The sequence below is a fragment of the Desulfosoma sp. genome (genome assembly GCF_052743555.1).
In genome coordinates, this window is the sequence record NZ_JBRAHS010000015.1 from 74,979 (window position 1) to 96,171 (window position 21,193).

Here is a 21,193-nt window from a genome sequence, read left to right on the forward strand (position 1 = left end):
GCCGAACGAACCCGTCCATCGTCTCGTGAAGCCTTATGGTGTGAAGCTGCCGGACCGCCATGATCGTCTCGGCGGCGCTGTCACAAGATTCATCGGAATTTCGGACCAGCGACTTAAGAAAAAAATTTGAAAAGCGATGGGCTATTTTGAAGGACGTCCAGGAAATTTTTCTTTTTTGGGGCGGAAAGGGAGGGAGCGTTCAGGAACGCTTCGCGGCCGTTCCACTTCAATGGTCAGTTGGCGAAGCATTTCCCACGAAGCGGCTTCCTTGCGTTCTTCCCAAAAGCGCTGATCCAGGGCTCCCGGTGCTTCATGCGGGTCCGCTCGATAGATCACCGCCTCGTCCGTCTCCACCTTTTCGGCACGAGACGGCGTAGGGCTTAGGGACACCCCATGGACAGCCGGACCATGGTGCCATACCCACAGCGCGAATCCCACAGCAACGCTGACCCATAGCCATCTAGGGACACTCACACGTAATCCCCCCGGCGCCATTTGATGGATTCCACATACGCCAGCAGGCGGGCTTCCTGGGCCATGCGACGCACCGGGTGATCGTCTTGGAACATTTGGGTGTGCTGCAAAACCTCTTCGGCGGCATGACCCAAGTCGCTCAGCGTCCGCCCCATGGCCTGAAGATCCAAAGAACCGCCCAAGGCATGCGAACACGCGGCGGCCAGTCGGTCCAGGGCCCCTCCCATGGCTTGCATCGCAGGCAACCAAGCCCCGGGCATGCCAGCCGATCCTTCCATTCTCCCCACGTCATTTCCCTTTAGGGTCCCCGCCGCTGAAACCGCCACGCCCTGCAGACCGCTTTCCATCTCTTGATGCAGAAGTTCATCAAAAGATGCGGCCCCGGTCCCGCTTTTTCCCCTCTTCTCCGCATCCCAAAGGATGCTTCCGATAGGATTTCCGTTTTCGATTTTCATAAAAGATCACCTCATAGGAGCGTGTCTGCGAATACCAGCTCCGGCCGGTATCGATTTCATATCCAGTTGAATTTGCCAGAGGGCCTTAGGATAAAACCGAGTTCCATGACCAGCTCTTCACAGGGGGCTGTCCCAGAACCGCTTTGGCGGAAACAGCGCAAGCCCCGATTCTTTACTAGCGCCTTGCGGCGCTTCCGCAGCATCGAGCCGAAAGAACACAGCGAAACCATTATCGGACACCCTCTTAGGGGCACGTTTTTTCAATTTATGATGTAGCAAAGTTCATGCTAGGGAGACGGGCGTTGCTCTCAACGCGGTGACACAAGGCACTTTGGAAGGCGCCGGGTTCGGACAACCCAGTGATCTCTTGGCCTACCGCACGCCGAGAGGTCTCCTTGCCAGCAGGCCTGCTTGAAGCAAACCCCAAAAGATAGGCCATGAAAGTTTTTCTGGCATGCCGGGAAAAAATTGCCTATTTGGGGAAGAAAATTTTGGCCACCGTGCCGCCCGATTCATGGGGCATCAAAGACACCGTGGCCCCGTAAGGCTGAAGAAGCCCGAGAGCGAGCGTCAGGCCGAGGCCGAAGTGTTGATTAATCTTGTCCGCTTCGCGCACCTCGTCGGGCCACGCCGTGACAAAGGGCTCAAACAATTCTTCCCCCCTTCGGTTTTGAGGCAACCCGCAGCCCGTATCCTGGATACCGATCACCACATGGTGCGCGGTCACTTCCGACGAAAGAATGAGCGTCTTTTCAGGGCTGGTTCTCATGGACAGCAGGGCGTTTTCCATCAGATGTTCCAAGGCCGGCACCAGGTGCCTGCCTCGAACCCGAAGCAGCGGTACCTTGGCCGCAGGCCGCATCTGCACCGTTACCTGGTGTTTGCAGAAAAGATCCGCCCGATAAATGCATCGCAGCTTTTCCAGAATCAGATTGACTTCCACTTCCGATTCATTGACTTCGATCTCGTGAAGGACCATGAAGTCCTTAAGCATTTCCGAAAAAAGGCGCACCTGGTCGATAATCCTCTGAATTCTCCCTCTTTGGGCATCGCACAAGGGCCGAAGGGCCTCGGCCAGGGAACCGGAGGCGGCGAACAGGTGGGCGTCGATTTTGACTTGATGGCGGTCCATGAGTTCCAACAGCATGGAAATGTTCTGCAGCGGCCCGTTGATGTTGTGAATCAAGCCGCGCAGCAAGCGTCCCACGTGCGCCGGACGGTCCAGCTCAGCCCACACCTCCACAGGATATTCGTTTTCAGCACCCGTTTTGACCACCCTCATGAATGATTATTCCTTGACCGCCCCGTCCTTTCGGCACGGATCGCCATCACCTTGACCCGGCTCCCTTTCCCCATCATGGAAGAGCGTCTCTGAGCCCCTCTGTTCCTTTTCCCTTCTCTGCATGTGAAACACCAAGCGGATAATGGCCTGGCGATCCGCTTCGTCGATTTCCACAAACCGAACCCCCACATGGTGGGCCTGCAGCCCCGATGATTCCGAAGACGGCTCCACCCAGCAAATTTTCCCAACGGCGTAAATGGGACGAGGGTTGCCCACTCGAGGCATCAGGCATAATTCCAGGTAGGCACCCACGGCATGCAGATGCAGCGTGGAGAACGAAAGTCCGCCACCGCTGATGTCCACCACTTGACCTTGGTAGGCGTGGGCTGGCTTGAGCGCGCCCTGGCGCTCCAGATAGCCGAGAATTCGATCCACCTTGGACTCCAGCTTGCCCAAGGATTCCAAAATGACGGAAACGACGGGATCGTCGGCCATCCCCTCCCTTTCCACAGAAGGCTTCGTGCGCTCACCGAATCCCAGGAAAAAGGGAGGGCTGGAACCCACCGGCAGTTCATTATACCACACGGCCAACTCAGGAATGCGAACCCGCAAATACTCTCTGTTCTTCATGTCGCCCCCGCGACTCCTTCTTGGCGAAACTCCTTAAAAAAGCATCCACCACGTCGGGGTCAAACTGTTTGTTGCGATTGTTGACCAATTCGGCAACGGCTTTTTCCATGGGCAAGGAATCACGGTAGGCCCGCTTGGACGTCATGGCGTCAAAAGCATCCGCCACCGCCACAATCCGTGCCAGCAACGGGATATCCTTGCCTGCCAACCCATCTGGGTACCCCAATCCATCCCAGCGCTCATGATGGTGGCGAATGATGGCCCTTTCGTCGGTGCCCAATCCGAGATCCCGAATGATGGATTCTCCAATCACCGGATGTTTCTTAACCACCTCGTACTCTTCAGGCGTCAGGGCGCCGGGTTTGTTCAAAATCTCATCCGGCACACCGATCTTCCCGATATCATGCAGGTACCCGACAGTGTTGAGGACTTCAATGTACGTCTCGCCCACGGACATTTCCCTGGCCAGTTCCACCGCGATCTGCGTGACCCTTTCCGAGTGCTTGCCCGTATAGGGGTCCTTGGCTTCCAAGGCATTCACCAAAGAACGCAGAATGCCGTAGAAGTTGTTGATGAGGCTCTCATACAGCGCCAAGTTTTCCACGGCAAGAGCCGCTTTTTTAACGAGGAAATCCAACAAGGCTTCTTCATCGCCGCCTGTAGGCCGATCCCGCCCCTCATGCAGCAGGGCTAAGAATCCAAACAGCTCCCCTCGAATCCACAGAGGCCAAAAACTGCAGGGTTCGTCCAAAACACTGGCCGTCGGCACCGATGCTGCCTTTTGCCTGGGATGGTCTGAACAAATGGGAAGGATCTCCGATGCCTGCGTGGAACCGTTGGAGCCACTGTTCTTTGAAACCGGTAAAGAGGCGGTGACAATGGACCGAAGGGCCGCTCGAACATGACTCTTTTCCTGGGCCAAAAGGTGCCGAATCATCACTTCGGAGACGGGAAGAATCTTTGGCAGATGCCCGTTGGGCAGGCCCTTGTGGGCGATGAGGGCGATGCGTTGGTGATCGGGCAGGTAGATAAAGAAACCCACTCTTCTTCCCGGCGCCACCGAAGCCGCCAGATCGGCGATGGCCGCGTAGAGATCGTCACTGGAACGCGTTTCATCGATGGCTCGAGAAATATGAAACAGCTTTTCATTGAAACGTATCTTCCTTTGCAGTTCTTTGTTCACCACCTTGAGTTGTTCCTGGGCTTGGCACTCCAGTTTGAGGCCCAAGTTTTCCAGCAGGATGGCTCTTTCTTTGACGACGCGTTCCATGGCCAGGGCCAAGTCCTGAAGCGTGAACGGCTTCGTTAAAAAGTCCGATGCACCAAGCCTCATGGCCCCGATGGTGGCGTCCATGCTGGGATAGCCGCTCATCATGATCACGGGAAGCGTGCGGTCCTTTTCCTTTAAAAGCCCCAACACGTGCACGCCGTCCACATCCGGAAGCTTCAAATCGATAAAGGCGCAGTCGAATTTTTGCTGCGCAAAAGCCTCCAAGGCCTCCGAGGCTCGAGAGCACACCAGCACTTCTTCGTGGCCTAACTGCAGCAGATAATCCCTGAGGATTTCGCCCAGTAGCTGGTCGTCTTCCACGATGAGAATATTCATCGAATTCCATCCACTTGGCGCAGGATATATCTTTTGAGCCGCTCAAACTCGGCCTCGTCCACGATGCGTTCTCGGCGCAGTTCCTTAAGGCGTTCCAGGTCTGTCAGGACCTGGGCCATGGGATCCTTTGGTCCTTCCAGCGCATTAAGGGGCAACGGCTTTCCGGAAACCAGGAGCATGGAAGATCGCTCCTTGAAGCCGCTCGATTCCGAAACCTCGGGCGCTTCGTCGCCGTTTTCATTGGTCGGCCCTTTCTTTCCCGCCTCATTTTCCAAAGCCTGCAGACGCAGATAGGCCTTCTCCAGTTCCTGGAGAAGTTCCTGGCGCTCCCGCAGCATTCTAACCCTATCGATGGCATTGCGCGTGGAAACCGCCACCTCGTCGATACGAAAGGGTTTCTGAATGTAGTCATAGGCCCCGCTGCGAATCGCCTCCACGGCGGATTCCAGACTGCCGAACCCGGTAATGATCAGGGCCAGAATGTCGGGATAGAGCTGGCGGGCCCGTTTGATGAGCGTCAGTCCGTCGATGCCGGGCATGTTGAGGTCCGTGATCAGAATGTCAAAGCTCGAGCGTTCCAGCATGGTCAGGGCCTCTTCGCCATTGGCCGCCAAGGCCAGTTCCGTGTCCTCTTCAGCGATGGCGTCTTTGAGCACGTCGCGGTACACTTCATCGTCATCGACAATCAAAATTTTGACCGGCCGTTTTTCCACGTTTCACCCTCAATGCGGACTCACTCCATCGGCGCCCCAGACCCTGGCACTCACACCTTGCCGTTCAGCAAGACCCCAGTCAACTCCTCCAGCTTTTCCCTCAGCTTCAGCATCTCCTCCGGGGGAATTTGCCGAATGATCTCACCGGTGTCCTTGTCCAGAACCCGCACCACCAAGTCTCCCGTCTTATCATGGATTTCAAAGCTTAACCGAATGCTGTGCTGGAGCAAATACTGCTGCACATCCTCGACCACATTCTGAACGTCTTTTCGATTAACAAGATCCATGCCGGAATCGGGAGCCTCTTCTTCCGGTCGTTTCATAGCCGACGGAGAGGTTTCCGTGGAAGCTTCCACCGGCGCAATGACCTTCTGTGGCTTCCACTGAGGGTCCTCTCGAACCCACAGGTCCGTCGACACCGCAGTCAAGGGATTCACTTTGACGTCCATATCCTTACCCTCCTGCCTCATCTGGAGCTTCCCGCCCCGCTGTTCCTTCCGTGCCGTCGCCCTTCAGAAAGGACGCAAGCTGCCGTGCCATGTGTCGAGCCATTCGGCGGTGGTCCGCAGCCCCTGAACCGGAAACCACATGCCAAAACAAATCCACATCGCTCGATGGAAAAGATCGAGCCGTTTGCATCACTTCCCAGAGGGTCGTGTGGTCGTAACCATCCACAATGCGAACGGTCATGACCAAAAGCGTAGGAAGAGCCCCCGAACCCACGTGGATCTGTTCAACTGTTCCTGTGAGCACCAACCCACAGGCATTCGGCCTTTGTTCCAGACCAAAATCGGCCTTGGTGCCGGGCCTTTGAACGTCCATCATCACGGAAACCGAAAACACGTCTTCCCGAGCCAGGACTTGACGGTAAATGGAAGCCAGCGTCACGCCGACACTTTCCATGCCCCTGGGCCCTTGAAACGGCACGACGCATAATTGCCGAAATGCGTAAGGTTCGTAAGGCCGCCAGGCGATGACATCCAACGGCGCAAGCTGCACCGGGCGGGATCGACGAAAATCCGGTCCCGTCGCGCATCCTGCAGCGCCCAAGAGGAGCATCAGGCCGACAAGGCACCATAAGCTCTTCCAATCATTGCGGATAAAGGCACACACCTTCATCGCACCGGTCCTTTTCGCGGATACACCGGCACGCGCACTTTTTCTGATCAGTGCACCGACCATTGCAAAGGATTAATCGGAAAAAAAGGATCAACACATGAGGGATTTTTGCGAGGGAACTGTTCGGGCTGGACCCGTCGGCTGCGGTCGTGCCGCAGGGCACGCTGTCGACTCTCAGCTTGTCGCGTTCCTTTCAAGAACCGCCGTTTCGGACGCGTTGCATTCCATGGACCTTGGCATTCGAGGTTCACAAAGCAAAGCGATCCATCACCTCCAAAAGCTTCTGATAACTCAACGGCTTGGAACACACACCGTCCACACCCCGATCCCGTAAATCCTCGTCTTCATACTGCGCTCCCCACCCGCTCACCAAGATGACCGGAACCCCTGGCTGATGCTTTCGAGCACAGGCCGCAATCTCCCAGCCGCTCACTTCCGGCATGCCGAGGTCCGTCAGCACCAGATCGAAGCTCTGAGCCGCCAATATGTCCAAGGCTGCGCGAGGGTCGTGCAGCGCCGTCACGGTGTGGCCCATGAGGCGAAGCATATCCCCCAAAAGTTCCAAGACCTCTCGATCGTCATCCACCACGAGCAAATGCTTTTTGGGGGCCCGAGTGGGACCCGCCTTTGGCACCGCCGAGCGAGACGCCTTGGTTCGAGCCGCCGGCAGCTTTAAAGTGAAGGTCGTGCCATGGCCGGGAGCGCTCCGCACCCCGAGATGCCCTGCCCAGCGCTGGATCAGGCCGGCGCACACACTAAGTCCCAAGCCCGAGTTGCCCGCCCCTTTCGTGGTAAAAAACGGGTCGAAAATCTTCCTCTGTGTCGCCTCATCCATACCCACGCCGGTATCCGTTACTTCCACACAAACTTGATCGTGCTCTTGATAGGACCGAAAGCGCAACACGCCACCCTGTGGCATGGCATCAAGGGCATTAAAAACCAAATTCGTCAACACTCACGAAAATCAGCGGCGTTGATGGCCGCACAAAGATTCGGTGTCAAGTCTTTCACAATTTCCACACGGGTTCCTCGTTTTTCCATGACATTTTTCCACCTCGGCCGCGTGAGTTCCAGAACGTCGTGGACGGCTTCATGGATCACCGTCCTGTCCTCACCCTTCGAAACGCCCCTGTCTTTTCCCGTAAAAACCTGAAGGCGCCGCACCACATGAGCCCCGTCAAGCACCGCTTGCTCGATATTTTTAAGCCGCCGCCGGACGTGGGAATCCGCCTCGGACAGTTCCTTATGAAGAAGTTGCGTGTTGCCGAGAATGGTCATGAGAATGTTGTTGAAATCGTGGGCCACACCACCAGCCATGGTTCCAAGAGAGGCCAATTTTTCCGTGCGCAGAAGCTCCTGGGAGGACAACTTCTTGTCGCTGATATCTTCCAGGATGAGAAGAAACCGCACCGCATGGTCCCCTGGAAGATTCATGGACGACACGATCACGCTGGCCGAAAAACGGCGCCCTTGCGCATCCACCGCCATGGTTTCCGCCTCCCGAGCACTTCCCGCACGTTGCGCTCTTGTTAAAAGGCGCCGCAACACCTCAGGATCCTCAAACAAGCCCTCGGCTCGCCCGCCCATAGCCGGGCTCAACCACGATTCCAAAACATTGTTGCTCAGCACGAGCCCCCCGTGAGCATCCAAAACCCCAACGCCGCAAGGGATCCATCGAAAGACTTCCAAAAGAAGGCGTCGTGCCAGCTCGGAATCCACGGGCATGAGGCGCAGAGACTCCGCTCGAAAACTGGGCGAAGCCGGCTTAAATAAACATGGCTGTTTTGGAGCAAGGTGCTTTCCGAGGGGGGACGATGGAGGATGGTGATTATCGGATGCCTTTCCAGGAGGCGCCTGCACACAGTGCTCTTGAGGAAATTCTTTCATGCCCCCCTCCGACATGCCTTTGGGTTGTTTCAGGCCCTGGTTTCCCTCTCCAACATATCGTCCCAATGGGCACTGAACGTTAAAGAAAAAAACTCCATCAATGTGATGACTTTTTATGCCATCATAAACAGGATCTTACAATGAAAAAATTGTCACAATCCCGTGACCTTTTTGAAGCGTCTTGTGTCGGCACACGTCTTGCTCTAGACTCTGTCGCGATCGGTAGGCTGAGCATCAATAATGGGCCCTTTTTCTGAAACACGTTGAACCGCCGATGAAGGAGACAACCATGCATGCTAAGAAGCCAGCCTGGACGATTGTTCTCACAAGCTTAGCCGCGCTTCTCGCCTTTGCGTCCCTTCAGCCCAAACCGTGCTCGGCCGCCTCCTGCCCTGAACTGACCCTCATTCAAGAAAAGATTTGGGCCGCCTTTGCGGGACGAAACGTTGTCGCCAAAGCCGTCGAACCATCCCCTGTTTCGGGCCTGTGCCAGGTCCATGTGGTGGTGAACGAAAAGAATCAGATCCTTTACACGGATGCCTCCGGCCGATATCTCCTGCTGGGACAAATCCTTGACACCCAGGACAAGAAAAACCTGACGCAAGCCCGTCTGGATGAATTCAATCATCTAACGGCAAAGGACAAAGAGGTTCTGGACGGCCTGGTGGCCTTTACTTTGGGCCCGGAGACCGCCCCCAAGATGGTCTACTTTGTCACCGACCCTCAATGCCCTTACTGCAAACAAGCCGAAACCACCCTCGAAGCCATGGCCTCGGAAGGTGTGCTTCAGGTGCGCTATGTGCTCTACCCCCTGCCCATACACCCGGGGGCTCGGGAATCCTGTATCGCGCTGATTTGCGACAAAAGAGGGCATGAAGATTTCAAGAAAAACTACAAATCGGACAATCAGTGCTCGGAAGGCACGAACAAGGTGGACGCGGCCATGAAATTTATGCAAGCCCACGGCATTAGCGGAACACCCACTTACATCTTTGCCGACGGCACCTTTCGATCGGGCGTCATGGACCGCACGGCGCTGGAAAACAAGCTCAAAGCCCAATAAACCCTTAGGCTGCTGACGACAATGACCTTGACCAACCGGCTTGGGCTCAAACGTCTCGCCATCGTCGGGGGACTCACGGCGGTCATCGCCCTGGGCTTTTGGGTGCGGTTCGCTCCCTACGGTGCGTGGAAACAGCATCCAGATCGGTGTTTTGTGCATGGGGATCCCCTTCCCACCACCTTTGACGCCCCCTATTACATGCGCTTGGCTCGAGATGTGGTGGAAGGCAACTATGAACGCCGGGATCTGCAGCGCGCCGTCCCGGACGCTGTGAATCGACCTCGGCCGGCTCCGCTGCTGAGCCTGCTCACGGCGGGGATACATCAACTGAGCGGGATTTCCATTCCGAAAATCGCTTTGGTGCTGCCGGCGGTTCTGGGCGCTCTTTCGGCCTTGTGCCTTTATCTGCCCGCGCGCCTTTTGATGGCCCCCTCGGGCACCGTGATCGCGTGCGCTGCCCTTGTTTTCTCTCCCTTTTTGGTGCACCGAACCAACCTGGGCCGGTTTGACACGGACAGCCTCAACGTGGGACTGCCCTTGCTGGTCATCGGCTGCCTCATGGCATGGACCCAGGCCAGGCGTCGTGCGGGCTTGTGGCTGGCAGCAGCCACGCTTTTCATGGTGTTTCATGCCTGGTGGTGGGATCAGAGCCCTCAGACACCCTTTCTCCTGGCCGTTCTTCCCTTGTGCACGGCCCTTATTCTTCGTTTTCGCGCCGGGGACCGTGCATCGCTGTGGATCGTTTTCGGTCTTCTTGCGGGAGCCGCCGGGGGGGTTTTCCTTTTCAAAGGGGCGGCCCCTTTTCTGGACGCGGCACAGCGCGCTTGGGGGCAGCTCATGTACATGATGGTCAAGCAAGCCCCTACGGACTTTCCCAACATCGGTCTATCCATCAGCGAACAGGTGCGGCCGACTCTGACGGAATTCGGCCGCAGCGTCGCCGGTCATTCAGCGGTATTGGGCATCGCCCTGGTCGGCCTCTTATGGCTTTTCTTGAGCCAGCCCAAGACGTTAGGTTTTCTGGCTCCTTTGATGGTTTTGGGGTTCGGGGGGATTTTCTTGGCGCAGCGCTTGACGGTCTACGCCGCACCCCTTGTGGGCCTCGGTCTAGGCACCCTCGTGGACCGCGGGCAACGCCGGCTCGGTGCCTCGCACCTTGCTCTGGTGGGGCCCTTGGTCGTCGGCATCCTCGCGCTTTTGCCGGCCTTTGTCAAAGTTTCGAAAACCGTGCGCTGGCCTTCGGAAAACGCTCTCGTTGTGCAGGGCATGGTGGAAGCGGCGCGGCGCACTCCGGAAAACGCTGTCCTGTGGGCCTGGTGGGACCACGGCTATCACATTCAATACTGGGCACGCCGGGGCACCCTGGCCGACGGTGAAATCCACGGCGGGGAACGTGTGGTGCCTCTGGCCATTCCCCTGGCCAGCACCGATGACCATTTTGCCGCTGATTTTATGATCTTTTTCAGCACTCGAGGCTTATCCGGCATGCAGGCGTTTTTCCGCGCCAACAACTTAAGCGCGGCGGACGGCCTGGCAATGCTGCGGGCCATGCTTGCCGCCGGTCCCGAACACTGCGAGGCCAAGGCTCAGGAACTAGGGCTGCAACACATTCCGTCGGACACCACATGGCGCGCCTTTTTCTTTCCCGACCCCCCTCGACCGGTCTATCTGTTTCTGGATCAGCTGCTGCTCAACACGGCCTACTGGTGGTACTGGTTCGGCACCTGGAATCCCGCAACAAAAAACGGCATTCATCCCGCCTATCGCCCGCTGTATCCCGTGGTTGTTCGCAATGAAGCGTCAAGCACCGCGCCGGTTGGCACGGCAACGGTGCATCTGCAACGAGGAGAGCTCCATCTGAGCGACCGCATCATTCCTCTGGCGACTCTGGGCCTCATCGGCCAGGACGGCACGCGAACGCTCTTTCGTTATCGCCGTGACAACGGGCCGCATCTCGATGTGCAGCACCTCGCCGGATTGGGAGTGCTCATGCAAGGAGCGCCCATCGGTGAATCCCTTTTTCACCGCTTGTTTTTTGTCCAAGCGTCGCCACCGAGCAGCCGGTTTCGCCTGATCGCCCATCGTCCCTTTGTGTATCAACTCTGGCACGTCCTGCCCGCTCGGGGTGACGGACGGAACGCGTTCTGAGCCTGAACAGCCGTCGCGCGAGTGGGGACCCGGGGAGTCCTTCTTTTGGCGTTCACCCATCCCCCCATGCCCAACAGAGAAACCACACTCTCACGGTCCGCGTCATTGGGAAGGACCGCGTCCTCGCGGTCCTCAATCTTCGCAGGGACCGCATCCTCGCGGTCCGCACGGTCGCGGACGGCCAGAGGGCACTCCATTTCCTGGAGAGGGCCACCTTCTCAATCGCCGTCGTAAGGACCGGCTCCTGCCGGCGCACAGGTTGCCAATAAGCCGGAAAGCCGTTCCACCTCGGGGGCGCCTTCACGGACGCAGGGGGCGCGTCCCTTTGGAACCGGGGAGCGCTCAGCCAAATGAGCTCCGACGTCACGTGCCCAGACTGCCGTGAGCTTGTGTGATCATGGTTTGGCTGCTCCATCTCGGCTTACAGGTGGAGGAGCGCCGCAAGCGGCGATAAAAAATCGCGGCTTGCGGCGCTCTACGGAAGGCGTTCCTAGACAGGCTCTTGGAAGGCCATGTCATTTTTCCAAAATACGGCGCCAGGAACCTGGGACTTTTTTGGTGATAAAACGGGTTCCAAACATGGTTTCGTTATTGAACACACCATCGCCTGTGACTTGGACGCGTGAGCCTACGTCCCCGGAGCTCACTCTGGCATAGAGGTGCTCATCCTCCACAAAGAGCGCCGTCACATTGCCCTGCGCTTCCGCCATCAGCTGTGGCGCGGCGGAATCATCCAAGGTTGTAAGATCCACCGCATAGATTTTTCCGCCCTTTTTTTCATCGTCTTGAGGCGGCGCACAGGGATCGTCGGTGTCACTGACCGCCGTACCGAAATAGACCATGCCAGCGGCAGCCACAGCTTCGGCCCAAATACGATGCCCGGCCGGAAGGGTCCAGACCCACTGGGCGTCGGCTTCGGTTTGCATCCCTTCAGCCTTACAGGTCGCGCCTTCATGGGTTCTCAAGCCGCCGCCGGCCCAATCCATGCGACATACATCATCGAAAACGTAAAATTTGTAGCCGGTGGGCGCATTGGGGCTGTCGGCTCGTGTCGGGTCATCCCCCGTGCCGAACATGATCTTGACGTGTTCTTCCGCGATGCTGCCGTCCGGCCTGTAACGATGGGCAAGATACGCCACGGGGGTCGCATACACCGATGCCGACACCTTCACCAAAAGGCTGACCTGAATCCGTGCCGGGTCCCACGCCATATCCGCCCGATCGGGAAAATCCACGCGCACCACATGGCCCTTGTTGTCCGCCACATAGGCCCGATCCACAAACCCATTGCCGTCCGAGTCCACCAAGGCCGGGCTTCCACTGAGCACCGCCCCTCGGTTGGAGCTCCCAAGATCGACGCTCACTTTTTTGATCAATGTGCCCTGCATCGCATCCAGCAGAATGAGGGACGGTGATTCCAGCGGCCCCGTCTGCCCCGAACTCACCACAAGGACCCACTGGGGAGTTCCCGTGTCGTTCCGGCGACCGATGCGGGCCATGCGTGGAGCGGCCCGGCTTCCATAAAGGGCGGCGTCGGCGTATTCCCAGAGAAATTCGGGTTTCAGGGGATCTGTCACATCAAGGGCGAAAATGGCCTCGCCGCCCACCCCCTGAGCCGAAACCAGCACCGTTCGAAAAGCCGCCCCCGTCGGGGTTTGCAAAGCCAGGTCCTGCACGCTGGGCGAAGCATTCACCGCGGGCAACGCCAATGGGGATCGGGGGCTGAGCAAGGCTTTGAGCCTGGGCATGGCGCCGGGAGGGATAAAAGCCCATAGCTCCGTGCCGTCACCGTAATCCTGCAACTCAAAATAACCTCGATTCTCTCGAAAGGTCGTGCCGGGATCGTCTCCCAGCCGATACCTGCCGGCCTGAAAAGCATGGATCATGCCACCCAGGCTACCCACATACGCCACGGTTTGTCGCTGCGCCACCTCTTTGGATTGTCGCCACGCATCAAAGGCGCTTCGTTCCTCATCGAGCGTCTGCGTGCCGAAGTACCAGAGCGGGAGCCCCGAAGGGCCCACCACGGAAGGGGTGCTGTGATCGATGCCGTTCAACGGCCACGGCCTTTCACGGCTCGCATTGTCGAAACCCAAAACCCACTGCACCAGGCGCCTTTGATCTTCAAGGTCGTAGCGACCATCGGCGTTCATGTCCCAAACAAAGCCCGCCCCCTGAATCTGTGCATCGCTGAGACCCAAAAGCGCCTCCGTGGCCGTGTCTTTGAGAAACGGCTGCAGCAATGGCGCCGAGGTCGCGTGGGCATACTCGGCGTTCACGGAGCACCCTTCACAGGGCGGGTAAACGAATGCAAGGTCGAATTCACCAGTGGACCGGTTGAACGTTCCGGTGCCGTCCCCCGTCAAAACCCCGACGCCTGTGTCGGCCAGGATCAAAGGCAGTCCCGCCGAAGACACCGCTCGAAAAATCAAGGATCCGGAAAGGACGCGTGGAGCGCTCAGGAGCCCGTGAAAGTGTCGAGACATGCCGTCCGCCGTGGAAACCTTTTCCCGAACGGAAACGGCATCGAAAAAGGCCGAATAAATCGTTCGGGGTGCTCTATCGAGCGGGCGATCAGCCAGGGCACGCCCCGCATCCCACAAGGGACGAAACAGGGGCTCTGTGGGATACTTCGGGTCGTAGACCAGATAGGCATTAAGATGGCCTCGAAGGAAAGCGTGGGAATTCTGCTTCACCAAAGCCGGTTCCAGCCCCGCAGAATACAAGACGTTTCCAAGCACAACGGGATCGGATCGGGAAAATGCCTCTTGATTCGAAGCCGTATAGTCCAGACAAACCTTCAATATTTCAGGCGGGCTTCTTTTGGCGTCGATCGTTTCCAAAACGGCTTTCCACTTCAGGGCGCGACCCGAACGGCCCTGGTTCAGCACGTCCAGATGCACCTTTCGCGTCTGAGAACCGTCCGGGTTGTTGTGCACCTCGTCCCATCGGTCCACAGGTATCCACGACGTTCCGTTGTCCGCGCTGATGGCATAGCGAATGTCGGCGTGCGACAGAACTCCCGAATCCACAACAAAACCCCACGCCAAGTCATCGCCGGGTTCCCTGCGGTCCGTGACCGTCAGATCCACGGCCATGAGCATGGATTGTTCTGAAGAAAGCCGTCCACTGCTGAGATCCTGGGAAACCACGCGGCCACCCGCCTTTATCCCAACCGCACACACCACATCGTTGAAATCCGTATCGCCGCCCTCGAGCCCGGCTTCCCAACCCAGGATGCGAAGCCCGGGCGTACGGGGAGCCGACGCCGCCACGGCGTGAGGAAATTTCCCTCCCGTTGGCAACGGTATGGACAGGCTCTGTTCCGGGTCAAAGGTCATGCCGAGCACCTTTTCCAGCCTGTTTAAGGTTCGATGGGAAAGCCAGCCGGAAACCGTGACGCAGCTTCCGTTGTCAGAAGCCGCAACGGCCGGCTGCAGTTTTCTCGGCGTTGTGCCGTCAGCAAAGGTCGTTGTGCAGGGTTCCAACCCTCTGTACACATCCCGATTCCATGACGGCTCACTCAGATACACGTCTTTAAAGCGGCCTTGAGGGACAAGAAAAAAGACGATTTCTTGCCCTTCGCCGATGATGCCAAGGCTTTTGGTCATGTCCCGGGTGGTCAGGCGACCGTCCCCGTCGGGAACAAAGGCCAGTCCGGTGCCATCATCGATGGCTGCCAGAGCTTCTTCCGACGAGGCATAGTCCGTGAAAGTCGAGGCCGCTTCGGGAAAAGATCGCAGGCATTCTGCGCCGTAGGGCTTATCTAAAATGCCGTTCCCATCGTCATCACGAAGGCACGTCCAGATATAGTGAAACGTCTCGGGATCGTAGTGGGTGGTGTCGGTAAAGTCGATGGCCCGCTCCAGCGCCTCTCGGTCCAGGCTGCCGTCAGAGCGCACATAGCCCTTTTTTTCCACTACCGATTTCAAAAAATAGCCCAGATGATGCCCTGCAGACCCCGACTCTTGATCAATCCACGTGACCCGCACCTCCTGATCCATGGCTGTCATGAAACTTCGGTAAGGCTCGTTGTGCCCCTCCACGCGCAGCACAAGACGGCCGTTTTTCGAATCGGCGACCACAAAAGGGTCCAGCACGCTGAACTGTTCCCTTGGCCACGATCCTTGGTAGCACACGGATCGCATTGGTTCGCACACCTTTCCCAGAGCCGAAAGGGACGGCCAAAAAAGCCATCCAACGGCGGCCGCCACCATCAGCCGCACCCATCGATATGTCCTTTTACGTTGGCTTCCGCATCCTTGAGGCCCGGCTCGGTTCATGAAGATCCCTCGACTTCACGCCGTCGATTCACGGCACTACGGCCAGGGGCTGCCCCGCCGCCCTCACCCCATGCCGATCCTTCATATTGACGTAGCTTGGGATCGCCGCCATCCCCTCTTGCGCATAGGCCGCAGCTTGCGAAGGCTCGGCGGCGGCCTCCACCATGACCTCCGTTTCCTGCTGCGTTTGGGCCGGGCCGAAACCCACGCTGCGCAGCACCAACCGCACATTGTCCCCGGTCAGATTGGTAAAGGCTCCGTCTTTTGCATCTTCGGGCGTTCGAGCAAAGACTTTGAAGCGATGATCCCAGCCCAGATTGAGCTTCACTTCATCGTAGCGGTTGCTTCGGCTGTTCGGCCCCGAGTAGGGCACGGCATGGAGAAAAAGGAAATCCCAGTCGGGCAGAGAAGAACTTCCCGTGCGTTGACGCTGCAGATTGACAGGGTCTGTGGCAAACCATCGAGCCAGCTTCTCCTGAGCCACAGCCAGGCCGGATTCGGCGTTTCGAAAAGCCGTCTCCGCCGCTCGGCGGTTTGCTGTGATCCGCATTTCCACGGCCTGGTCCAGAGCCAACCCCACCGCCAAAACGGCCATGGCGGCGATGATCACCAAGACCAACGTGAGCGCCATACCGTGGCAATCTTGCCGAATAAGCCGATGCCGCGATGTACCGAGAGCTTCCATGCTTGAACAAATCCGCGCTAAGCCCAAAAGGACGGCACGCCATGGCGTGGATAATCGGTCATGAGCCTTAGGGCTACTCGTCAGGGGGAAGTCCTCCATGGGTCAGCACCTTCGCCGGGGGGTGTGTCTGAAAGCCCTTTTTTAACACATCTCATGCGAAAAGGAGCCAATCAACGACTGACCTCCTTTCAGTCAGCGTATTTTTCGAAGGGACCGCGTCCTCGCGCGGTCCGTTGCACGTTTTCGCGCTTCACGGACGCCTTCTGATCTTCCAACGCCCACATGCCCGCGGACGGCCTGAAGGCCGTCCCTTTGAAATCGCGGCACGCCCCTGGGACTTTGCCCGGAGGGACGCGCTCCAGCGCGTCCGCCTCATCCCTTTTGCCCTTCACAGACGCTCTTTCGCCCATTACCCCGAAAAGCCAATGCGACAATCATGTGGCGCACTCCTTATGGCGTGACGCTGTCAGAGCGCCGCAAGGCCCGATCATGCATCGCGGCTTGCGCCGCTCATACGAAAACCCGCTCGTCACGGCCGATAATAGATCTGTTCCAACGCCACATGCGGCGCCGAGGGGTGATCGAAACGGCATGTGGCCTCAGAAGGAAGCGGCCGCCGCGGTTCCTTCCAGCACACCATCACCCGCACTGTAATGAGATTCGGCGCCGGCACGCCTCGGCTCACCTCCCAACGCCTGGCAAAAACAACCCCTGAACCCGTCGCCACGGCACGCGCCGCAAACCCGGCATCGTCGATCGGCTGCCCGTCAAGGCTCAGAGGCGCCTCCCCAAAAGACAGGAGTTGCTCCAGAAAGTCAGAAGCCACATTGAGGGCTGTGGACGCCAGACGGGCGTGGGTTCGCGTGCGCACGCCATGAATTTGCAGGCTGAAAAAGGCCACAAACACCAAAACGGCCACCACCACGGCCACCAGCACTTCCACCAGAGTAAATCCTCCACGGGGCTTTTCCGAAAATACACCATGCGCGCGCTCACGGCCGCATGGTGCACTTAAAGCCCCCAAGCTTTTGGATCGACCGCCTTTGGGCTGTTTGCGAACCTGCGGGCCGGCAGAATCCTGTCCCTTCCACGGAAGTCGACCGCGAAGACGGTGCCCCTTTAAGGGGTATGGGGTGAACGGCCCCTCAGTCTTAAAGGGACGGGCCTCTGCGCGTCCGGCAATTTGCTTTCCACGGCATTTGTGGGGTTCGTCTTTAAGGCACGGCATTGCGAATGCCTACGGTCTTGACCATGTGCACGCGACGGTAGGCGTCGGCCGCAGGCTCGGCCTTTCGATCCGCAAAAACGTAAGCCGTTGTGTCCACATGGCCTTTTACCTTTCTTTGGGTTCGCCCCAAAAGATGCCCGCGCACAGCCCGTACGCGCCCCCAGTCCGGAACATCGCTTTCGGATGCCGTTTTCGGCATGGCATCAGCCGAAACCCAGTCATCTACGGCGCCGTCCGGCATAGGGTCGGTGTCCACACCAAATTCCACCTGAAAGTCCTCCACATTTTCCGCGAGGGTTCGAGGCCCAGAAAACACATAGCGTCCGGCCCCATCGGGTCCCCCTTCGATCCATTGGAATTCCCCTTTTCGGTTCACACGAAAAAACCCGACCCTGACTCGATGAAGCGACGAGGTTTCCTTTCGAAAGCCCGTACCTGGCGCGGCACAGGCCCATTCTTCCATGCAAGCCGATCCCCCGTCGTCGCATCGAAGACAGCGCGTCACATTCCCGGGAATCAGAATATGTGCGGCATGATCCACGACCACTTCGTTTTCGGCCACACTCACCGACGTCACCTGAAAAAGAGCGCTCCAGCGGCAATCCGTCACAAAGACAATATGTCCTTCTTTAAGGGCGCTCGTGTCCTTGTTTTTGACCAAGCGAAGGGGATCGTGCGGACGGTCTTGGTCCCGGCTGAGGCTTCCCTCATAGGCAGGTTCAATGAAGCTGTATCCCAACACGTCGGTTCCTTGCAGGGTTTGCTTATCGGCAAAGGGGTCGAAGCTTTCCGCCACATTGTTCAATCCCATGATGGGATGGGTATGGAAGAGACTCACTGCGTCTTTGAGTGTGTTCTTGAAGCCCGGCGACCCGCCGCCGACAGCCCGCGCATCCACGCATCGCCAATAGCCGGCCTGCTGCAGGATTTGAGCGGCCATATCCAGGGCCATGCGCAGGCTTTGTTGCCGTTCAAGAACCTGTTGTTCTTGGCCGTAAAGCCTGTGGTGCGCCGAAAAACCGGCATAGACGGACGCCATCACCACCGCCGTCACCGCCACGGCCACCATCAGTTCCACAAGGCTCATGCCCCCTGCACCGCGCCACCGCATTGGACACTGCCTTTTGACCGTGGAATTTCGTCCAAAAGTGTCTTTTCGACGCCGTTTTCTTTCCATGTTGCAGGAGCGCCGCACCGCGCGATTTTTCCCATGAACCCGAATGGCCATGGAACCCTCATCGGCCTGGAGTCGCGGCCTGGACCGCTCCGACAGCCTCAGGCCCAGACGACGTGGCCGCATCCCTCTCGAAGCCCCTTTCAGCGGTCTTCCCACGCCATGCCTCTCGATGGGTAATAGCGCAGGTAGACTCGCCCGCTGTTGTTCACTACAATGGCGTAGGTCCCCGCTTCGGGATGCTTGGGCACATGAAGATAAACCGATCCCGCCGATGAGGTGCCGTCCGGGTTGAAATTGATGCGGTTTCCGGAAAAGCTCACGCCGTCGTCAGGGATCGAACCCCCTTCCCGAGGCGCTCCAACCGTGGGTCCTCCCGCCGACGGCGGCACCGCGCCCAGGGTCGGTCGGTTCCCTGGGGATGCCGAAGGTTCAAAAATCGTTAAGGAACCAAGCACCTGGTCTTCACCGGGGCGAAAGGACGTCCCGGCTTCTTTCGACCCCATGGACAGCCACAAAACCACGCTGTTCAGTCTGCCGTCATCGTCGGCGTCAAAATCCACGTAGGTATTTTTGTTGGTGCACACCGCTTCTAGGCGGGCTCTTTGCATGAGGGAACGCAGCGAGAATACGGTGGATTTCAGGCGATAGGAAGCGGTGTTACTGTGAACGGCGACAAGGGTCATGAGCAGAGCCATCAGGCCAAGGACCACCATGAGCTCCACCAGCGTCATGGCCCGATCCCACCGTGCGGCGCCGCGCATTGTTCCCTCCACGGCGCACCCTCCCTCATGTCTTCAACTAAGAACCCAACAAAACCAAGATCAACCCAAAGCCTTGGGAGTGTCCACCACCGGAGTGCATGCATTGTCTGAAATATGGAGCTTACCCCCGAAATTCATTTGCGTGGCATCGATGCGCTCGCGGTGCCCGTCCGATGATGTCTGAAGGCTCAAATTGGATTTGCCACGGCTTCGATCTTTAAAGGGTGGGAACTCCAGCGTTGCGGCATACCAATAGTGGTCGCCCCAAAAGGCTTCCTTTTCCGTGGGCGCTCGCATCAGCGCTTTCACCACCTTCGCCGGCTCAGAGCTTCTCACCGAGTACACATACGCCGGCCCGCCCACCGCCGCCAAAACGGCCACGATGGCCGTCGTGACCATCCGTGCCACCAGCGTGCAAGCTGCACGCTGGCAGGACCCGCCCGAAAGGATTTTCTGATGGCCTTCCCGCCTCATAAGGCACGCGCGACAGGTTGAACGTGCTTGGCGATGGCGTCCTTTTTGCGGTTCCATGGCGCCCTCGTGGAAGAAGGCTCTTGAAACACTGTTTAGATTTGCCACTATATAACACGAACCAGCCGACAGACCAGAAATTTTTTCACCCCCGCAGCGCCTCAAAAATTCCTTTAGGTTTCGAAAAATTGTGCCGATAGAAGAAATGGGTTGGCTCACAATTAAGGTGGCTTTCAGCCCTCAAGGGCTTCGCCTCGTGTTTCCGTGCGGGCTGTTCTTGACTGAGGCCAGGTGCCCGTGGCTTCTTTGACCTTTACGGACTAAGGGAGAAGACTCATGGCAAAAAAACGATTCTTGATCGCTGTGATCGCGCTTGTCCTGTTTCTACCCCCCGCCCAAGCCTATACCCCCTCCTGTGATCCACCGCCTTTTGTCTCCTCCGGTGCCAATCCCATGGTGATGATGGTTATGGAGCGGGACCACAAGCTTTATTACGAAGCCTATAACGATGCCCAGGATCTGGACGGTGATGGAGAACTGGACGTTGGTTATAAACACTCCATTGACTACTTTGGTTATTTTGACCCTTACAAATGCTACAAATATGAAACCTCAGGCCAGAAATTCGTTCCTTCAAGCTACACGGATGACAAATATTGCGGCGGAGCTGATGAGTGGAGTGGCAACTTCCTCAATTGGCTTTCCATGTCCCGCATGGATGTGTTGCGGCGGGTGCTCTATGGAGGGCACCGTTCCACGGACAATCCCAGCGAAACAGTGCTGGAAGGGGTGTACATTCCACAAGATGCGCATAGTTGGGGCAAGGAATATAGCGACAACGATACGAGAAAGCTCACTCCCTTTGATCCGCCTTCCCAAGGAACACGCCATCTTTTTTGCGTGACCAGCACAAAGGCCGGCGATCCGCACATCATCCGCGTTGCCAAAAACGATTCACATCGCATATGGGAATGGGCCACGACGGAACGGGCCGTGTGCAGCGGACCAAAAACCGAACCCAAATATCGTCAACGCCCTGTAGGGAACAGAAACGACATCAAAGATTATATTGTTCGTGTTCAAGTGTGCAGCAGAGATTACGATAAGGGTCTGGATAAAAACTATTGCAAACTCTATCCCGGTGGTGGCACCACGCCCAAGCCTGTAGGGCTGTTGCAAAAATACGGCGAAGGGGACGGCGGCAAGATGTG

18 protein-coding genes and 1 pseudogene are annotated in these 21,193 nt (G+C 57.7%); 3 read left to right on the forward strand and 16 right to left on the reverse strand.

Annotated elements, in window-relative coordinates; all coding sequences use genetic code 11:
• Nucleotides 1-141: 141 nt before the first annotated feature.
• The 10 genes from ACUVSA_RS10960 to ACUVSA_RS11005 all read right to left on the reverse strand — a co-directional run bounded on the left by ACUVSA_RS10960 (nt 142) and on the right by ACUVSA_RS11005 (nt 8,004).
• Entirely contained in the window at nt 142-474 is a 333-nt protein-coding gene (locus ACUVSA_RS10960; RefSeq protein ID WP_445894841.1) for a hypothetical protein, read from the reverse strand.
• The gene (locus tag ACUVSA_RS10965; protein WP_445894842.1) at nt 471-929 is read right to left on the reverse strand and encodes a hypothetical protein; all 459 of its coding nucleotides are present in this window, start codon (nt 927-929) and stop codon (nt 471-473) included. Before ACUVSA_RS10965 ends, ACUVSA_RS10960 begins: the two co-directional genes overlap by 4 nt.
• 472 nt (nt 930-1,401) lie before the next feature.
• Nucleotides 1,402-2,211 carry an ATP-binding protein gene (locus tag ACUVSA_RS10970; protein ID WP_445894843.1) on the reverse strand — a complete coding sequence of 270 codons (810 nt, stop codon included), beginning with the start codon at nt 2,209-2,211 and terminating at the stop codon, nt 1,402-1,404.
• A 6-nt stretch (nt 2,212-2,217) separates the two neighbouring features.
• Nucleotides 2,218-2,841, reverse strand: a complete 624-nt coding sequence (locus ACUVSA_RS10975) for a PilZ domain-containing protein (RefSeq protein ID WP_445894844.1) — start codon at nt 2,839-2,841, stop codon at nt 2,218-2,220.
• Complete coding sequence (locus ACUVSA_RS10980; protein WP_445894845.1) at nt 2,804-4,447, reverse strand: HD domain-containing phosphohydrolase; 1,644 nt, start codon at nt 4,445-4,447, stop codon at nt 2,804-2,806. The genes ACUVSA_RS10975 and ACUVSA_RS10980 overlap by 38 nt, the downstream gene beginning before the upstream one ends.
• Complete coding sequence (locus tag ACUVSA_RS10985; RefSeq protein WP_445894846.1) at nt 4,444-5,160, reverse strand: response regulator; 717 nt, start codon at nt 5,158-5,160, stop codon at nt 4,444-4,446. The genes ACUVSA_RS10980 and ACUVSA_RS10985 overlap by 4 nt, the downstream gene beginning before the upstream one ends.
• Nucleotides 5,161-5,210: 50 nt before the next feature.
• Nucleotides 5,211-5,609, reverse strand: a complete 399-nt coding sequence (locus tag ACUVSA_RS10990; protein WP_445894847.1) for a flagellar protein FlaG — start codon at nt 5,607-5,609, stop codon at nt 5,211-5,213.
• A gap of 4 nt (nt 5,610-5,613) precedes the next feature.
• Entirely contained in the window at nt 5,614-6,279 is a 666-nt protein-coding gene (locus ACUVSA_RS10995; protein ID WP_445892040.1) for a hypothetical protein, read from the reverse strand.
• Nucleotides 6,280-6,526: 247 nt separating this feature from the next.
• On the reverse strand, nt 6,527-7,198 hold the full coding sequence (locus ACUVSA_RS11000; protein ID WP_445894848.1) for a response regulator: 672 nt from the start codon (nt 7,196-7,198) through the stop codon (nt 6,527-6,529).
• A gap of 29 nt (nt 7,199-7,227) precedes the next feature.
• Nucleotides 7,228-8,004, reverse strand: a complete 777-nt coding sequence (locus ACUVSA_RS11005; protein ID WP_445894849.1) for a hypothetical protein — start codon at nt 8,002-8,004, stop codon at nt 7,228-7,230.
• A 451-nt stretch (nt 8,005-8,455) separates the two neighbouring features.
• Between ACUVSA_RS11005 and ACUVSA_RS11010 the strand changes: the two genes are divergently transcribed.
• Together ACUVSA_RS11010 and ACUVSA_RS11015 are read left to right on the forward strand one after the other, a co-directional pair.
• Nucleotides 8,456-9,229 carry a DsbC family protein gene (locus ACUVSA_RS11010; protein WP_445894850.1) on the forward strand — a complete coding sequence of 258 codons (774 nt, stop codon included), beginning with the start codon at nt 8,456-8,458 and terminating at the stop codon, nt 9,227-9,229.
• Nucleotides 9,230-9,250: 21 nt separating this feature from the next.
• On the forward strand, nt 9,251-11,377 hold the full coding sequence (locus tag ACUVSA_RS11015; RefSeq protein ID WP_445894851.1) for an STT3 domain-containing protein: 2,127 nt from the start codon (nt 9,251-9,253) through the stop codon (nt 11,375-11,377).
• Nucleotides 11,378-11,892: 515 nt separating this feature from the next.
• Here the strand turns inward: ACUVSA_RS11015 and ACUVSA_RS11020 are convergent.
• The 6 genes from ACUVSA_RS11020 to ACUVSA_RS11045 form a co-directional block, all read right to left on the reverse strand.
• Nucleotides 11,893-15,660, reverse strand: coding sequence for a PilC/PilY family type IV pilus protein (locus tag ACUVSA_RS11020; RefSeq protein ID WP_445894852.1), 3,768 nt, complete (start codon nt 15,658-15,660; stop codon nt 11,893-11,895).
• A gap of 28 nt (nt 15,661-15,688) precedes the next feature.
• Nucleotides 15,689-16,444 carry a hypothetical protein gene (locus tag ACUVSA_RS11025; protein ID WP_445894853.1) on the reverse strand — a complete coding sequence of 252 codons (756 nt, stop codon included), beginning with the start codon at nt 16,442-16,444 and terminating at the stop codon, nt 15,689-15,691.
• 430 nt (nt 16,445-16,874) lie between these two features.
• Nucleotides 16,875-17,573: a prepilin-type N-terminal cleavage/methylation domain-containing protein gene (locus tag ACUVSA_RS11030; RefSeq protein ID WP_445894854.1), complete on the reverse strand. Its 699-nt coding sequence runs from the start codon at nt 17,571-17,573 to the stop codon at nt 16,875-16,877.
• Entirely contained in the window at nt 17,560-18,684 is a 1,125-nt protein-coding gene (locus ACUVSA_RS11035; RefSeq protein ID WP_445894855.1) for a PilW family protein, read from the reverse strand. Before ACUVSA_RS11035 ends, ACUVSA_RS11030 begins: the two co-directional genes overlap by 14 nt.
• 206 nt (nt 18,685-18,890) lie before the next feature.
• A complete protein-coding gene (locus tag ACUVSA_RS11040; protein WP_445894856.1) occupies nt 18,891-19,523 on the reverse strand; it encodes a pilus assembly FimT family protein in 633 nt (210 codons plus the stop codon).
• 48 nt (nt 19,524-19,571) lie between these two features.
• Nucleotides 19,572-19,985, reverse strand: a complete 414-nt coding sequence (locus tag ACUVSA_RS11045; protein WP_445894857.1) for a type IV pilin protein — start codon at nt 19,983-19,985, stop codon at nt 19,572-19,574.
• A 333-nt stretch (nt 19,986-20,318) separates the two neighbouring features.
• On the opposite strand from ACUVSA_RS11045, the pseudogene ACUVSA_RS11050 reads away from it, so the two are divergent.
• Nucleotides 20,319-21,193 (forward strand): annotated as a pseudogene (locus tag ACUVSA_RS11050) (hypothetical protein); the annotation flags it as partial.

Coding starts and splice junctions, on each gene's coding strand:
- ACUVSA_RS11030 (WP_445894854.1), bottom strand. CDS start 17,573: ATGCCGTGCCTTAAAGACGAACCCCACAAATGCCGTGGAAAGCAAATT.
- ACUVSA_RS11000 (WP_445894848.1), bottom strand. CDS start 7,198: ATGCCACAGGGTGGCGTGTTGCGCTTTCGGTCCTATCAAGAGCACGAT.
- ACUVSA_RS10975 (WP_445894844.1), bottom strand. CDS start 2,841: ATGAAGAACAGAGAGTATTTGCGGGTTCGCATTCCTGAGTTGGCCGTG.
- ACUVSA_RS11035 (WP_445894855.1), bottom strand. CDS start 18,684: ATGCGGTGGCGCGGTGCAGGGGGCATGAGCCTTGTGGAACTGATGGTG.
- ACUVSA_RS10965 (WP_445894842.1), bottom strand. CDS start 929: ATGAAAATCGAAAACGGAAATCCTATCGGAAGCATCCTTTGGGATGCG.
- ACUVSA_RS11020 (WP_445894852.1), bottom strand. CDS start 15,660: ATGAACCGAGCCGGGCCTCAAGGATGCGGAAGCCAACGTAAAAGGACA.
- ACUVSA_RS10980 (WP_445894845.1), bottom strand. CDS start 4,447: ATGAATATTCTCATCGTGGAAGACGACCAGCTACTGGGCGAAATCCTC.
- ACUVSA_RS11025 (WP_445894853.1), bottom strand. CDS start 16,444: ATGGAGGACTTCCCCCTGACGAGTAGCCCTAAGGCTCATGACCGATTA.
- ACUVSA_RS11005 (WP_445894849.1), bottom strand. CDS start 8,004: ATGCCCGTGGATTCCGAGCTGGCACGACGCCTTCTTTTGGAAGTCTTT.
- ACUVSA_RS11015 (WP_445894851.1), top strand. CDS start 9,251: ATGACCTTGACCAACCGGCTTGGGCTCAAACGTCTCGCCATCGTCGGG.
- ACUVSA_RS11010 (WP_445894850.1), top strand. CDS start 8,456: ATGCATGCTAAGAAGCCAGCCTGGACGATTGTTCTCACAAGCTTAGCC.
- ACUVSA_RS10995 (WP_445892040.1), bottom strand. CDS start 6,279: ATGAAGGTGTGTGCCTTTATCCGCAATGATTGGAAGAGCTTATGGTGC.
- ACUVSA_RS10970 (WP_445894843.1), bottom strand. CDS start 2,211: ATGAGGGTGGTCAAAACGGGTGCTGAAAACGAATATCCTGTGGAGGTG.
- ACUVSA_RS11045 (WP_445894857.1), bottom strand. CDS start 19,985: ATGAGGCGGGAAGGCCATCAGAAAATCCTTTCGGGCGGGTCCTGCCAG.
- ACUVSA_RS10990 (WP_445894847.1), bottom strand. CDS start 5,609: ATGGACGTCAAAGTGAATCCCTTGACTGCGGTGTCGACGGACCTGTGG.